At 46.3% G+C, this 16482-nt stretch carries 11 protein-coding genes; all 11 read left to right on the top strand.

Annotated elements, in window-relative coordinates:
• Positions 1–131: 131 nt before the first annotated feature.
• The 11 genes from nth to MHI38_RS04870 all read left to right on the top strand — a co-directional run bounded on the left by nth (position 132) and on the right by MHI38_RS04870 (position 16286).
• Positions 132–830, top strand: coding sequence for an endonuclease III (nth, locus tag MHI38_RS04920; RefSeq protein WP_090917090.1), 699 nt, complete (start codon positions 132–134; stop codon positions 828–830).
• A 20-nt stretch (positions 831–850) separates the two neighbouring features.
• Positions 851–1123, top strand: coding sequence for an NAD/NADP transhydrogenase alpha subunit (locus tag MHI38_RS04915; protein ID WP_090917088.1), 273 nt, complete (start codon positions 851–853; stop codon positions 1121–1123).
• 440 nt (positions 1124–1563) lie between these two features.
• Positions 1564–5235 (top strand): dynamin family protein, encoded by a 3672-nt coding sequence (locus tag MHI38_RS04910; protein ID WP_341181011.1) that lies wholly within the window; start codon positions 1564–1566, stop codon positions 5233–5235.
• 389 nt (positions 5236–5624) lie between these two features.
• Positions 5625–7397 (top strand): ABC transporter ATP-binding protein, encoded by a 1773-nt coding sequence (locus MHI38_RS04905; protein WP_090917085.1) that lies wholly within the window; start codon positions 5625–5627, stop codon positions 7395–7397.
• The gene (locus MHI38_RS04900; RefSeq protein ID WP_154890579.1) at positions 7394–9244 is read left to right on the top strand and encodes an ABC transporter transmembrane domain-containing protein; all 1851 of its coding nucleotides are present in this window, start codon (positions 7394–7396) and stop codon (positions 9242–9244) included. The genes MHI38_RS04905 and MHI38_RS04900 overlap by 4 nt, the downstream gene beginning before the upstream one ends.
• A gap of 247 nt (positions 9245–9491) precedes the next feature.
• Positions 9492–11153 carry an AraC family transcriptional regulator gene (locus tag MHI38_RS04895; RefSeq protein WP_154983644.1) on the top strand — a complete coding sequence of 554 codons (1662 nt, stop codon included), beginning with the start codon at positions 9492–9494 and terminating at the stop codon, positions 11151–11153.
• Between the two features lie 130 nt (positions 11154–11283).
• A complete protein-coding gene (locus tag MHI38_RS04890) occupies positions 11284–12285 on the top strand; it encodes an ABC transporter substrate-binding protein (protein WP_154890577.1) in 1002 nt (333 codons plus the stop codon).
• Between the two features lie 70 nt (positions 12286–12355).
• Complete coding sequence (locus MHI38_RS04885; protein WP_154890576.1) at positions 12356–13393, top strand: FAD-dependent oxidoreductase; 1038 nt, start codon at positions 12356–12358, stop codon at positions 13391–13393.
• A 238-nt stretch (positions 13394–13631) separates the two neighbouring features.
• Entirely contained in the window at positions 13632–14819 is a 1188-nt protein-coding gene (gene purT / locus MHI38_RS04880; protein WP_145331682.1) for a formate-dependent phosphoribosylglycinamide formyltransferase, read from the top strand.
• Positions 14809–15267: a GNAT family N-acetyltransferase gene (locus tag MHI38_RS04875; protein ID WP_090917074.1), complete on the top strand. Its 459-nt coding sequence runs from the start codon at positions 14809–14811 to the stop codon at positions 15265–15267. Before purT ends, MHI38_RS04875 begins: the two co-directional genes overlap by 11 nt.
• A 290-nt stretch (positions 15268–15557) precedes the next feature.
• Entirely contained in the window at positions 15558–16286 is a 729-nt protein-coding gene (locus MHI38_RS04870; RefSeq protein WP_260510802.1) for a CAP domain-containing protein, read from the top strand.
• Positions 16287–16482: the final 196 nt, after the last annotated feature.

Here is a 16482-nt window from a genome sequence, read left to right as displayed (position 1 = left end):
GTCTTGATACGGGATCTTTCCCGCATCAAGACGTTTTTTTTGCAAGCTTTTTGGATCCCCGCCAAGCTACTTGGCTGAAGCTTGAAGTAAGGCTCTACAGTGTGGAGCAGACTTGTGGGAGGTAGCCCTTCATGAATGCAGCGACGGTAAGACATATACTCGAAACCATGGAAGCCATGTTTCCTGATGCACATTGCGAGTTAAATCACAGCAATGCATTTGAACTAACGGTAGCGGTCCTTTTATCTGCGCAGTGCACAGACGAAACGGTGAACAAGGTCACTGCAGATTTGTTTCAAAAGTACAAAAGCCCGGCCGATTATCTAATGGTTCCTCTTGAAGAGCTGGAGCAGGATATTCGCCGAATTGGATTGTACCGAAACAAGGCCAAGCATATCCAGAACATGTGCCGAATTTTAATAGAGCAGTATGGCGGCGATGTACCGCAGGAACATGATCAGCTTGTCACCCTGCCAGGTGTCGGACGTAAAACCGCGAATGTTGTCGTTTCAAATGCGTTTGGAGTACCGGCGATCGCTGTAGATACTCATGTTGAACGTGTGTCGAAGAGACTGGGGCTCGCGGGTTGGGATGACTCCGTACTTGAAGTCGAGAAGAAACTGATGAAGCGCGTACCTCGGGATGAGTGGACAATAACTCATCACCGGTTTATATTTTTTGGACGCTACCATTGCAAGGCTCAAACTCCCCAATGCCATATCTGTCCGCTCTTAGACATATGCAGGGAAGGGAAAAAACGTATGAAAACGTCCCAGATCAGGAAAGATAAGGAACGTGTCACCACCCGAAAACGAAAATTAAATTCATAAGCAGAAAAGGATGAATAACGATGAAATGCATTTCCGTGTACACTGACAATTTTGAAGCCTTCTCCGATATTTTTGAACAAATCGTTGAACAGGAAATGGCGGAGAATGAAGAAAAAGAAGTTGAAGGCATTACTGTGAGTCACTCTGGTGACGTGCCTGAGCATTATCTGGAGCGTATGTCTACAAAGCCTGAGGTTGTGGTAATGAGAGACAAAGGCCGTGGCATTACCATTTTGCAACATGGTCAAGTTTTTGAAATCCTGTTGCCTACAATGGAAAACGCAGTATCTTAAGTTTTTGTTAACCTATGATCAGGAACCTGGTTGCATTGACATTGCCGAGAAGCGATCGTTAATGTAGCTGCTAGGCATGTCATGCAGCCAGTTACTTGATGATAAACATCCCTAATTAGTGTGGGAGTTAAAAAGTATGACCTGTATAAAACCGACATGTCGGTTTTATTTTTTTATAGATACATAGTAACGGATTAACGTACCAAACAAACGTAAACGTGGAAATTAGCGTGATGAGTTGGTTCGAAAGAATTTTTTGACATCATCGGGCGTGGCAAATCATCTCAAATTGAACTTATATTGATCTGGAATCCATCTACATGCAGATTCAAGTGAAATCGTTCAAATTCAAACATGATGATGTTAAACTATATGAAGATAAATCAGAGATTGACGTCGAAACGGATGTCAAATTAGAGGAGCCAGGAGGAAGGCCAGTCATGTCCAGAACAGATTACCCAGCAGAAATGGCCACACCTTTGTTACCGCTACGTGAAGCAATGAAGCAGTCAGGGGACCATACCGCTGTAGAGGCACTAACGGATTTAATCAGCAAGGCTGAAACGAAACATCTGACGATTGCGTTCTGTGGACATTTCTCGGCAGGCAAGTCGAGTTTGATCAACAGCTTGTGTGGCAAGCGAGTACTGCCATCAAGTCCGGTGCCAACCAGTGCCAATGTCGTCGCAATACGCAACGGCAAGCCGAGAGCACTTATTTATACTTCACCGAACGTAAGCGCTGACAATAAAGCAGGAACATTGGAAGTTTCACCAGAGGAGCTGGAGACGTATTGTAAAAATGGAGGGGTGTACAGTTCCATAGAAGTATGGGATCATATTCCGCTACTACAGGACGATGCTGTATTGCTGGACACGCCAGGTGTGGATTCGACGGATCGCGGACATAGCCTGGCTACGCATTCGGCACTACATCTGGCTGATGTTGTGTTCTATGTGATGGATTACAATCATGTTCAGTCGGAGACAAATCTTTCTTTTGCCAAAAGTTTGTCCGACTGGGGGAAGCCACTATTTTTGATTGTGAATCAGATCGATAAACATCGGGAACGGGAGCTTTCGTTTGATCAATATGTGGATGGGGTAGAGGCGATTTTTGCCGCATGGGAAGTCCGTTATGACGGTCTGTTATTCACTTCCTTGCGTGACCAGCAGCATCGATATAATCAGTGGGGTCAATTACCGGAACTGATTACTGAGCTGATGACCAAGAAAGAAGAGCTGATCTCTCACAGTTTAGCCAGTTCAGCCAGTCATATCACGGAGCAACATCTGAGACGGGAAGCCGGGAAGAGAGAAGATGAAGAAACTGCACTGCTTGAACAAGTAGGAGGACAAGAAGGTATCGAACGTTTGGAGCGTGAGATTGCTCTACTGGATGAACAAGTCGCAGAGCTTCGAGCCAAACCGTCGCAAGTCCGTGAGAAATTCAGGGCAGAGGTGGATTCTTTGCTTGCTAACGCAAACCTGACCCCAGCGGATATCCGAACTTCGGCTGGTCATTATTTGGAGAGCCGCAAGCCGGGATTCCGGGTAGGTCTGCTCTTTTCAGGAGGCAAAACGGAACAGGAGAAACAGCGCCGGGCTTCGGAACTGGTGAGACTGCTTCAGGATCAGACTTCCAGTCAAGTGGAGGTTCATATTCGGACGATGCTCAGACAGCTAGGGGAAGCTTATCAGGTCTGGGATGCCGCGTGGGAGCAGGCACTTAACACAGAATTGCCTGTAATTAATGAAGAATTGCTTGAACTGAAACGAAGTGCGAGTGCAGAACTATCGCCTGAGTATGTCATTCAATTCAGCAAAGATGTCCGGGGCGAGATTGAGGCCCGGTACCGTAAGTCGGCCATGCTGCTGGCCGACCGCATCCTGGAAGCGCTGGCTGCGCAGGGCGAAGCCGCGCTCCAGGCGCTGGACGCCAGCCGCGCAGCGCCGCTGGCGCAATCCGCGGCGGCGGCGCGCTACACGGCGCTCCAGCGCGCCGCCGCCGAAGAGGCGGCAGGGCGCGCGCCTCGCGCGCCTCCTGCGGGCCCCCTCCCCTCCGGGCTATTGCCGGAGGTGAAGGGCCCGCACGTGCCCGCGCCTGAACCGGGCGAAGCTCCCGGTTCGCAGGTGGGCACGTCCGCGTCTGTGGCGGCGCAGCCACAGACGCAGGCCCCTGCGCCGCCGCGCGCAGCAGCAGCGCAGGGCGCACCGGCGGCGGCTGGCGCGGAACGCCGCCGGCGCCTGGACGCAGCAGCGGCACGGCTGGAAGCCGCTGCTGCGCTGGTGGAGCCGTACCCCGCCATGGGGTCGGCGGTACGGGATTTGCGTGCACGCGCGGCTTCGCTTGCGGGTGGCACGTTCACGCTTGCGCTGTTCGGTGCGTTCAGCGCGGGCAAATCCTCCTTCGCCAACGCATTGCTGGGCGAAGCGGTCCTCCCGGTATCGCCGCATCCAACGACAGCGGCGATCAACCGTATTATGGCTCCGGCCGGGGGCATGGAGCATGGTACTGCCCGGGTCCGCATGAAGACCCGGGAGGCCTTCCAGGAGGACCTTGCCTACTCCTTCCGTCTGCTTGGTCTTGGAGAGCCGGGCACGGAATGGCAAAAGCGGGTGCAATCACTCACGCCTCGGGATGTACACCCAGCAGGGCGTCCGCATTACAGCTTCTTACAGGCTGCTGCGGCTGGCTGGGAGGAAACAGCGGATCAACTTGGGCAAGATGTGCTGGTGGACTTGAACGGATATCGCCATTTTGTAGCCAATGAGAAGAAATCCTGTTTTGTAGATTCCATTGATCTGTATTACAGCTGTGACGTGACGGAGCAGGGCATAGTGCTTGTGGATACACCTGGAGCAGATTCAGTCAATGCCCGGCATACAGGCGTAACGTTTAATTATATGAAAAATGCAGATGCATTGATTTTTGTAACCTATTATAATCATGCCTTCTCCCAGGGAGACCGGCAGTTCCTGAATCAACTTGGGCGAGTGAAAGATAGCTCCGCGATGGATCAGATGTTCTTTGTTGTCAATGCGAGTGATTTATCTTCCTCGGAAGAAGAATTGGAACAGGTGCTCGATCATGTAGGGACAGAACTGCGGAAAAACGGGATTCGTTCACCACGTCTTTTCCCGGTATCCAGCATGCTTGCGATGGAAGGTAAAATGGATGGAAACGTTGATCGATTGCAACAATCGGGCTTTATGCGTTTCGAAGAAGAGTTTAATCAATTTGCAGGCAAGGAACTGGCTGATCTCGCAGTTGGTGGAGCCTCCGAAGAGCTGGCGCGTGTCATTCAGCGGTTAAAGCAACGTGCAGAGGATGCGGCACAGGGGGAAGAAACACTGCGTCAGCGGCGAGATGAACTGGGCACGATCTCGGAGCAGTCACGCTTGCGGATTGAGCGATTAGCGCAGCGATCAATGAAGGATGAACTGTCACAGGAAACGAATGAATTGCTTTTCCATGTCAGACAGCGTTTAGCCTTCCGACTGGGTCAGTTTATGGCAGAAGCGTTTCATCCATCCGTATTACGTGAAGATCAGGGCAACTTGAAAACGGCGTTCGCAGCTTGCGGCCGGGAGCTGTTGCGTATGATCGGCATTGAGCTTGAACAGGAATTACTCGCCACAACACTGCGATTGGAGCAGACTGGTCATGCTTGGGTTGGCAAGCAAGTAACTGAATGTATTAATGAAGTGAAGCAGCTGACAGGCGGTATCGACTTGTCCTTAACCTTGGATGAAAAGTGGAGTACTCCTGTGCTGGATGAAATCCGGCTAGAAGAACCGTCGGGCTGGAAAAACTACTGGAGTTACTTCCGGAATCCGAAGCAGTTCTTTGAAGGAGAAGGGCGTCAGCGCCTTCAGGAGGCACTTGAGCCGGTGCTCAAACAGATGATGATTCAAGTGCTCCCGACCTCAGAACAGAAGCTGGTGCAATTTTATGATACACAGGTTCATCAATCGGTGCAGCATCACTCTCGTCAGCTCACCGAAAGGCTGGAAGAAGCCGTTACGGGCATACAGGATACCCTTGCAAGTGGAATCCAGGCTGAGCATTGGGTGGCCTTGTCCGAACAGCTTGAACAAATGCAGGAATAGATGGTCATGGGGGTTGCATCACCGTGTGAAACTTCTGATAAGTGATACGCTATATTGCCACAAGGTTGGTTGATCACATCTGCAAATATTTTGGAAACGTTTGTAAAATAATTGATTTCTTCCATAACCCAGTGAAAATGTTGCAAAAAAGCGTCAAAAAAGGCTCCCGCCGCAAAGGCATATAGGGAGCCTTTTTTTGGCATGAACAACCTGAAATATAGAGAATATTCAAACATTTGATTGAAAGTCGGCTATTGGCATCCGTTAATGCGATAATTAGCTGAAAGTCGCCTGAATATGGTCTATTATTCGCTTTGCCGCGAATGAGGGACGGTGATAAACTTCATAAATGTTCATATCATTTCAAGCAACATTAGAGGAGGAGACACATGGATGTTCTCAGGCAACTGCAAACCTATTTTTGGGAGAAGCGAACGTATTTATTGGTATCGATCTTGTTTCTCGCCTTAGCGACCGCACTAGGATTAGTCTATCCGAACCTGCTTCGAATTTTGATCGATGACGTTATTGTGCCACGTAATTTTGAAGACGTTCCCATGCTTGCCCTGACGGTGTTAGGTGTTGTTATTTTGAAAGCAGGCATGCAATTTTTACACGGTTTCTTTGGCGGACGTCTAGGCAATTATTTGGCGTATCGTTTACGTAATGCCTGTTATGAAAAACTTCAATTTTTATCCTTCCGTTATTATGATACGGCCAAAACAGGTGATCTGATGTCCCGCCTCACGGGAGATTTGGAGGCCATCCGTAACTTTATCGGATTTGGTTTCGCCCAGATTCTTAACATGGTTCTAATGGTCGTATTCGGCGCAATAATGATGATGACGATGAGTTGGAAGTTAACACTGTTGACGCTCGTCTGCATCCCTCTGCTTGCCTTCGTTGCGCTTCGATTCGAATCCAGAATTCATCCGGCATTTCAGGAAATGCGATTGGCATTAAGCTCGCTGACTACAGCCGTGCAAGAAAACATTACAGGTGTAAGAACGGTTAAATCGTTTGCACGTGAGCCTTATGAAGTGGAGAAGTTCTCCACACGAAATGAACGCTACAAAACGAATCAGATCCATGCCGCCACGTTGTGGAGCCGCTATTTTCCGATTATGGAGATTCTGGCTTCGGTGAGTGTTGTACTACTGCTTGTGATCGGTGGCAGAATGGTAATCCAGCAAACCCTGACCTTGGGTCAACTTGTTGCCTTCTTCAGTTTGATCTGGTACATAATTGGTCCAATGTGGGGCCTCGGCTTTCACATTAACAACTACACTCAGTCCAAAGCTTCAGGTGAACGGGTGCTTGAGTTGCTGAACACCCCTGTGGATGTGCAAGAGACCGAAGACCCGGTTATTGTGGAGACAGATCAGGTGAAAGGTCATGTGACCTTTGAATCGGTAACGTTTGCTTATGGTAACAAAATGCCTGCTGTAACCGATATTAATTTTGATGCTCCGCCTGGTTCTGTAATCGGTTTCCTCGGAGGAACAGGATCAGGGAAATCTACGATTATCCAGCTTTTGATGCGTGCCTATAACGTGAACTCCGGTTCGATCAAGCTCGATGGCAGAAACATTAAAGATATGGGCATTCGTAGCTTGCGAAGTCAGATTGCTTCCGTGTTCCAGGAGACGTTCCTGTTCTCCTCTAGCATACGTAACAACATCTCCTACGGGTTGAAAAATGTGACGATGGAAGAGATTATCCGCGCCGCCAAGCTGGCGAAGGCTCATGACTTTATCATGGAGTTTCCCGAAGGATATGATACGGTCGTCGGTGAACGCGGTATGGGACTCTCCGGAGGACAGAAGCAGCGGATTGCTATTGCGCGGGCTTTGCTGAAAAATCCGAAGATTCTTGTCCTTGATGATGCCACAAGTGCCGTGGACATGGAAACCGAACATGAGATTCAGTCGGGCTTTCAAGAGGTTATGCGCGGCAGAACGACATTTATCATTGCCCATCGGATCTCTTCGCTGCGACATGCAGATGAGATTCTGGTGCTGGACGAAGGACGCGTGGTACAACGCGGCAAACATACGGAGTTAATTCAAGTACCTGGACCGTACCAGGATGTCTATAACATTCAATATGCAGACTACATTGCCCGCGGGAAGCGGGAGGCTGGGGAGCAGGTGAACTCATGAGTGCCGAAACAATAACAGACAGGCGAGAGGTTAAGGAAACCTCTAATAAAAAAATGAATGAACGATTTGTCTATCAGGATGATGAAGTGATCGAAAAACCGTTTAACTGGCAAGAGTTTGCACGATTGTTTGCTTACATGAAACCGTATGCGAGGCAGCTCCTGCCGTTTGTGATTCTAATGATGATTCTTGGAACGATTACGAAATTAGCCGTACCTTTTCTAATCAGTCTTGCAATCGATAGAGCTATTGCACCGCAGACCGGAGTACCTAGCATGACAATGCTGTATATTATCGCAGGTTCAATCCTGCTACTGTATCTCATCCAGTGGGCAGCTAACACATACCGTATTAAACTGACGAATATTATTGGGCAGCGGGTGATTTACGATCTTCGCTCAGACTTGTTCAAACATATTCAGAAGCTGTCCTTTAACTTTTTTGATAAAAGACCCGCAGGTTCCGTGCTTGTGCGTGTAACGAATGACATCAATTCTTTACAGGATCTGTTCACGAATGGTGCGGTTAACGTCATGATCGACTGCGTTCAGTTGCTTGGTATCATCGTCATTCTCCTGTTGATTAACTGGAAACTCGGTCTTGCTGTAATCATTACGGTGCCGATTATGTTCATTATATCTACGAAATTACGGGTGCTGATTCGCCGGGCGTGGCAGGATGTGCGTATGAAGAACTCTCGGATTAACTCTCACCTGAATGAATCCATTCAAGGAATCCGGGTTACGCAGGCGTACACTCAAGAAAAAGAAAATATGAAATACTTCGACAACATGAATATGTCCAGCAAAAAGTCGTGGGACAAAGCATCAGCAATGAACCAGGGATTTGGTCCTTTGATTGAAATTACAGGTGGTTTCGGGACGTTAATTCTGTTCTGGTACGGCGCACATCTCATTCAAAATGAAATGTTGACCGTGGGTTTGCTCGTGGCTTTTGCCAACTATGTCGGCAACTTCTGGGACCCGATTAACCGTTTGGGACAGATGTACAATCAGTTGCTGGTTGCCATGGCATCTTCTGAACGAATTTTCGAGTTTATGGATGAAGAGCCGAATATCGCTGACAAACCAGGTGCCAAGCCGCTTCCTTCTATTAAAGGGGATATCGTATTCGATAATGTCGTATTTGAGTACGAAAAGGGAAGACAGGCGCTGAAAGGCATTAGCTTCAAGGCGGCGGCAGGGCAATCCATCGCACTTGTCGGTCATACAGGCTCGGGTAAAAGTACAATCATCAATCTGATTAGCCGTTTCTATGACATCACGGGCGGCCGCCTGACCATCGATGGACATGACGTGCGTGATGTGACGGTGGAAAGCCTGCGTAGTCAGATCAGCATTGTGCTGCAGGATACATTTATTTTCTCAGGTACCATTCGGGACAATATTCGTTTTGGACGGCTGGATGCGACGAACGAAGAGGTGGAAGAAGCGGCGAAGGCCGTTAACGCGCACGAGTTTATCATGAAACTTCCGGGTGGATATGATACCGAAGTGGAAGAGAGAGGTAATGTGTTGTCGATGGGACAACGGCAATTGTTATCTTTTGCCCGGGCATTGCTCGCTGATCCGCGCATCTTGATTCTGGATGAAGCTACAGCCAGCATTGACACGGAAACGGAGTTGAAAATTCAGGAAGCCCTCAAAGTATTACTTCAGGGGCGAACGTCCTTTATGGTGGCTCACCGCCTCTCCACCATTCGTAATGCCGATCATATTATTGTGCTGGATCATGGGGAGATCAAGGAAGAGGGCAACCATGAACAGCTTATCCAGAAACAAGGAGTTTACAACGGTCTGATTGAAGCACAGTATCGGTTTTTGTAATAAACATAGCGAGTAACGCAGGTTTACAGACACTTCAGCTTATTTTGTTTGGGTGACCCTTTCATCGGACGGTCCTGATGAGAACACTGAGACAAAGGCTGAAGTGTTTTTTTGAATATAATCATTGGGCATTCCTGGATCAACTTGAGTTCAAGATGAATGTTTTTATTGTTCAAAAATGAATGACGAAATTATGTTATATTTTAAATAATTGAAGGAAGCACAATAGAGATATGTGGAGGAAAATATGCAGATGAAAGCCACCGATGAGGCTAATTTATATACATTCTTTGATCAGCTGGATCTGCTGCATTTCAAGTTGGTTGAATTGGAGTCAGCAGTTACAGGTCATTCTGAATCAAACTGGCGTCTCGGAAAACACTTTCTGGATCGTTATCTGTTACTGTTTATTACTGATGGTGAAGGATGGCTTACGGTGGACGGTCAGTTTATTGAACTCCGGAGCGGAGCAGTATATCTAGGTCTGCCTGGACAACTGATTGAAGCAGAGCTTAGGGGAAAAGAAGCAGGAGGACTCTATCAGATCAGATTTAACGTTTTTTTAGGCGAACAGTCAAATTCAAACGTAGTATCCGCTTTGGGGATGATGAAGCAAGTGTGTACGCAGACGAATGGTCGTGTGATTCAATGTAGCTCACCGGTTGCCGTGAATTTGTTATGTCAGGAAATCGAGCAGCTGATCCGTGGGGAAGACAGGCTGCAGCATTTTTTAGGTCAGATTCGTTTTCAGGAGCTATTGTATAAGATTTTTAATGATATGGTTTATGTACAGTCCCACCAACCAGCATTACCTATTGAACAAGTTAGACATTATATCGAACAGCAGTATATGAAAAAAATAACAATCCAGGATTTGGCTGAGGTTGCACGAATGAGTTCTCGTCATTTCATGCGGTTGTTTAAGAAAATGTATGGCTGTAGCGCAATGGATTATTTGACAATATACCGGATCAAACAGGCTCAGATCATGATGAGGAATGATCATAGTCCAAGGCTAAAGGAAATTGCAGCTTGCGTAGGGTTTCAAGACGAGATGTACTTCCGCCGAAAATTCAAGCAAATTACAGGTCTCCCGCCAGCAGCTTTTATACAAAATAGCAAGCAACGTATTGCTGCGGTTCACTCGCTTGGCATTGGAACATTACTGGCCCTCCAGATTATTCCTGCCGCTGCTCAAGCTAGTCATCCTTGGACAGCGTATTACAGACGAAAATACCAAACAGATAAGGTAATACCTCTGATCGATAATGAGCATGGCTGTTTGCAGCAATTAGAAGCGATTCGTCCTGATTATATTGTCGCTGTTCGTGAGGAAATGTCTGAGAGTATGATGCAGCGTTTAAGTTCAATCGCACCTGTTTGTGTGTTAACTCAGTCGGAAGGAGATTGGCGGGATCATCTGAGAACGGTAGCTGAATTTATGAATCGGTTTGAGGCGGCTGAGGTGTGGCTCGAAAGATATGAACAAAAGGCTGACGTAATTAGATCACAGCTATCCAAGCAGGTGCGTCAAGACCGGTTAATCGTGCTTCGTGTGCATGGTACGGAAATACAGGTTATGAATCCGCAAACCATCGCTTCGGTGTTTTATAACGATATGCAGTTAAGGGCGCCAGAGGGTATGGAGTATATTTGGCATAAGCCGCATTTTAATATCGGTGATCTAGCGGAATTAACCATTGATAGGGCATTGCTTATTGTGAGTGAAGACGAGGAATCAAGACAGACGTGGGCAAAAATTCAACAGTCAGAGGTATGGATGGCGACAAAAGCGGCTCAAAATGACTGCATCGATATGTTGATCCCTAGTGTTCTGCTGGATTATACGGCCTTTACCCATGAATTGATGCTGGATGAAGTGTTAAAGTTGTGGCGACATCGTCCATAAGATAAAGTCTGAATCGTCAATATCTTGGAACGCCGTTATTTAATATACTACTCCTATGTCTAATTGATAATGATAATTATTATTGATTGGTGCTTATCATATCTTTTCATATATAGGAGGTACATAAGAAGTGAAGTCAAAATGGTGGGTTCTTATAGGTGTCTTGTTAATGGTGTTATTACTGGGTGCATGTGGGATGGCTGCTGGGCCAGACACTTCTGCTTCTGGAGAGAGCGAAAAAAGCTCATCCAGCGCCGCAACGAATACAACGAATGACAAAGGTGAAGTGAAAGTCGTTCAGACCGAGATGGGCGAAATCACGATTCCCAAGTCTCCTAAGCGTGTGGTTGGGTTATCTGTTGTATATCCAGAGCTGTTATATTCACTCGGTATTGTTCCGGTAGCTGTTCAAAATTATCATGAGGACTTCCCTAAGTATTTGCAGGAGCCTTTCAAAAATACAATGAAGATGGGGATTGCGAAAACACCCAATTTTGAAGCGATCCTGGAGGCGAATCCGGACTTGATCATAGCACCTGCATGGTGGTCGAAGAAGGATTATGATCAGCTTTCAAGTATTGCACCGACGGTGCTTCTGCCAGAGCGTGAAGAATGGCCTGAAGAACTACAGGATATCGCTGCGGTTTTTGGCAAGGAAACAGAGGCCAAACAGGTTTTGGAAGATCTTAAGCAACATGAAAAAGAAGGAGCAGACAAGCTGCACAGCCTCATCGGTGATGAAACAGTGTTATATGCGCGAGTGATGGAGAAAGAGATTGTTTTGAATGGTCCCAATCTTTCTCGGGGTGCTTTTGTCCACAAACGGTTGGGTTTAAAACCTGTGAGCAATTTTCCAAAAGATGAAACCGGACTGTCCATTTCGATGGAAGTATTGCCAGAATACGATGCAGATCACCTGATTATCCAGCTTGATGATGAGGAAAATCCGGAAATTCAGAAGAAATATAAAGACATGATGAGTACATCCATTTGGAAAAACCTTAAGGCTGTTAAAAACAATCATGTGTATCTCGTAGGCGGCAAAGAGTGGTTCAATCTTGGAATGGCACCGATGTCAGATAATTATGCAATCGATGATCTTGTAGCTGCTTTTGAAGAGAAAAACAAATAAACATCTGGAAATGGCTTCGATACCTTGTGGTTAATATGAGCGGTGAACATAAGATAGGAGGTGTTAAGTCATGTATGATCAGGATATTTTTGATGTAACGATTATTGGCGGTGGTCCAGCAGGAATGTATGCGGCTTTTTATGCAGGCATGCGTGAAATGAAAGTGAAGCTGATTGAAGGAAAGGATCAGTTAGGTGGTTTTCTGCACACGTATTCTGATAAAACGATATGGGATGTGGGCGGACTACCACCAATGAAATGTACCAAGCTGATCGACTGGCTTGTTCAGCAAGCGGGTACTTTCGAACCGAATCTGGTGTTCGGCCAGAGTGTTGATGCATTAACCCGGCGGGACGATGGAGTAATTGCATTACACACACTTACAGGTGAGGTGCATTATACGAGGAGTGTCATTGTTGCCATTGGTCGGGGGATCGCCGAGGTGCAGAAGCTTGAACTGGACAGTGCACATCATTATGAACGGAGTAACTTGCATTATACGGTACAGAATCTGAACTATTTTGCTGGAAAAAAAGTATTAATCTCGGGCGGTGGCAATAGCGCTGTGGATTGGGCACTTGAACTTGCAGACTTGGCTGACACGGTAACCGTAGTTCATAGACAGGATGCTTTCCGTGCATTGGAGCATAATGTGAAACAGATGAAAAGCAGGACGAAAGTGCTCACACCCTTTAAGATTGATCGCTTGTATGGCAATGGAGAATGTATACACCAAGTTGCCATATCCAATGTGGCTACAGGTGAAAACATAAAACTAGAAGTCGATGAGATCATCGTAAGCCATGGTTATACGAGTCAAGCAAGCAATCTTGCCCGCTGCGGTCTGGATATGGATGAAGGGATGATTGCCATGAACCAACGGGGTGAAACCAATATACCTGGTATTTTTACAGCAGGAGACTGTGCGATACGCGAAGGCAAAGTGCGTTTGATCGCAGGAGCTTTTAATGATGCGATTGTTGCGGTCAACAGTGCCAAAACATACGTTGAACCAACGGCAGCTGGAATGGCCTACGTTTCGTCCCATAATGAACTGTTTCGGGAGAAAAATCGTGATTTGGAGAAAAGTGACTTATTAAAAGGATAAATTATAAAAAAGGAAAAATCAGGTTGTATGCTTCTTTAATTTTTATATCCTTAAAAATGGGAGGAATGGAAAGAGTATCGAATCCAAGAATGTAATTTGTAAAATTTGATCGAAAAAACACAAAAAATCTTGTAAAATTCACAAGAAAAATAGGGAGTACTCTTGCAATCTTTAACCAAAACCCCGAAAATAGAGAGACAGATATAGAAGATTTCTCTTTGGGAGGATTGGAAAGAACATGTGGGGTGCTCCTTTTTCGGCTCAAGCCAAAAAAATGCTGCTGCTAGGCAGCGGAGAATTGGGTAAAGAGGTCGTGATTGAGGCTGCACGTCTCGGTGTGGAAACAATCGCTGTTGATCGTTATGAGAACGCACCGGCCATGCAGGTCGCACATCGATCTTACTGCATCGACATGTTAGATGGCGAGGCATTGAAACAATTGATCCGTAAGGAACAACCGCATTACATCGTACCTGAGATTGAAGCCATTGCTACTGAAGCATTGCTGGAACTTGAGGAAGAAGGCTTTTGTGTCGTGCCAACGGCCCGTGCCGCTCGTTTGACTATGGATCGTGAAGGCATTCGTCGTCTGGCGGCCGAACAATTGAATCTCCCTACAGCCGCTTATCTCTTTGCGGATAGTTTAGAACAGTTGCAAGAGGCTGTTCGTGAACTAGGTACACCTTGTGTTATCAAACCATTGATGAGTTCATCTGGTAAAGGCCAGAGTGTATGCCGTATACCGGATGATGCAGCAAACTGCTGGGACATAGCTCTTTCGGGAGCGAGAGGCAAGTCTGTTCGTGTTATCGTGGAAAGCTTTGTGAAGTTTGAGAGTGAAATTACGCTACTTACCGTCAGATCGGCATCAGGCACTGTATTTTGTCCGCCGATCGGTCATATTCAAAAAGATGGGGATTATGTCGAATCATGGCAACCTCATGCGATGACATCGGAGCAATGGAAGCAAGCTTGTCACATCGCAAAAACGGTTACGGATGAGCTCGGCGGGTACGGCCTTTTTGGCGTTGAACTCTTTCTCACAGCTGATGGAGTGGTATTTAGTGAAATCTCGCCACGTCCACATGATACAGGTATGGTCACGATGGTTACACAGGATAATTCAGAGTTCGCGCTTCACGTGCGTGCCATTCTTGGATTTCCCGTCACAGAAGTACATTTGCTGACACCAGGAGCCTCAGCCACGCTGAAGGCCGATGTCGAAACATCTGATTTCACCATAGGTGGAATTGAAGATGCACTTGCATTACCTCGTACTCAGGTTCGTGTGTTTGGCAAACCTGAAACGAAACAAGGACGCCGAATGGCTGTAGCCCTTAGTGCTGGAACAGATGTGGAAGAAGCTCGTAAAACAGCGGTTCAAGCCGCAAATATGCTGAAAGTGGAGGTAAATCATGTCCAATAATGTGGAGGCCCCTGTACTGATGATCCGAGAGTGTGAACTGCGAGATGCTGAAGCGGTAACAGGATTGATGCGAGAGGTTAGCTATCCGACAACCACCAATGTAATGAAAGAACGCATTGAAGGTTTGGAGAGCAATCCGAACGCGTGCATGCTCGTTGCCGAAGTGGATGAACAGATTATTGGTGTGATTGGCTTGCAATGTGTTCAAAGTCATGCCTATCCGGAACCTGCTGCCCAGATTACTTCGTTGATCGTAGGTCAGGAACATCGCGGTAGCGGAATTGGTCGCCGTTTAATGGCTCGTGCTGAAGACTGGGGCAAAAAGCAAGGTGGTAAGCAATTGTTTGTCACTGGGGCGAATCGTGAAGTAACTTCAACGACGTATTCCTTCTATGAGCATATTGGCTTCCAGAAAAAAGGCTATCGTTTCAGTAAAGTTCTTTTATAATAGATGAAACGGCATTCAGCAAGTGAAAACTTGACTGAGTGCCTTTTTTTTATATGGTGTGTACATCATTTTATTGAAAAGACACACTAGGAACTCCGTTATTTGTGACTCATAAGGCCGAGCGTAGAGCCTATATATATAAACTGTCCAAGGTTGCTTTGAAACAATCAATAATGACAAAAAAGTCATTTTTCCAGTATTTACGGGTTCACAATCTCCTAATGAATTGATATACTCCTAGAGTAGACATTACAAAGTTGTAATAATTAATTCTAAGGAGATGAATGAATTTGAAGAAGAACTGGATGAAAAAAGTTGTGACAGGCAGTCTGACAGCTGCACTCGCCGTAGGGATTATGCTTCCTGCCTCCGCGTCTGCTGCAGATTCAACATATAAAGCAACGACGGTTACAACGTATAAAGTGGTCAATGCGGATAGCTTGAAAGCTTATATTGAGCAATGGCTGAAACAAAACGGATACAAAGTCTCGGAAGGTCAAACAGCTGAGCAACCAACAACGCAGCCTGTAACCAAGCCTGAACAACCAAGCACACCTGCGAAACCAGTACAAGAAGAAAAACCAGCTACGACTACACCAGCTAAAGATCCTTCAAGCACAGGTAATAACGGTGGCACACAAAGCACACAATCCGATTTTGCTACACAAGTGGTGAAACTTGTGAACGCTGAACGTGCCAAAGCAGGTCTTGGTGCATTGACATCCGACGCTCTTTTGGACAAGGTCGCTATGGCAAAAGTAAAAGATATGAGCAACAACAACTATTTTGATCATCAGTCTCCAACGTACGGTTCTCCGTTTGACATGATGAAACAATTCGGAGTAACGTACAGCTACGCTGGTGAAAATATCGCTAAAGGTCAAAAAACACCTCAGGAAGTTGTAACAGCCTGGATGAACAGTGCGGGTCACCGTGCAAACATCCTGAGCAAAAACTTTACGCAAATTGGTGTAGGCTACTATAACGGATATTGGGCTCAAGAGTTTATCGGTAAATAAGAGTTGGAAATGAATAATATATAACTTATTTTATAATAAAAGAAGTCATATGTGCACATAGCCGAAAAGCTGTGTGTACTATGGCTTTTTTCCATTTTTTGAGTTGTGGAAATGGCTGCTTTCCGAATATAACAGCAAAATTTGCAAATTAACGACAGAAGACTTATGTTATTTAGAATAAGCAATATCTTGATGT

The sequence above is a fragment of the Paenibacillus sp. FSL K6-1558 genome (genome assembly GCF_038002565.1).
GTDB classification, from domain to species: domain Bacteria; phylum Bacillota; class Bacilli; order Paenibacillales; family Paenibacillaceae; genus Paenibacillus; species Paenibacillus polysaccharolyticus.
Note: the sequence above shows the minus strand (reverse complement) of the source record. Positions and strands in the feature narration are given on the sequence as shown.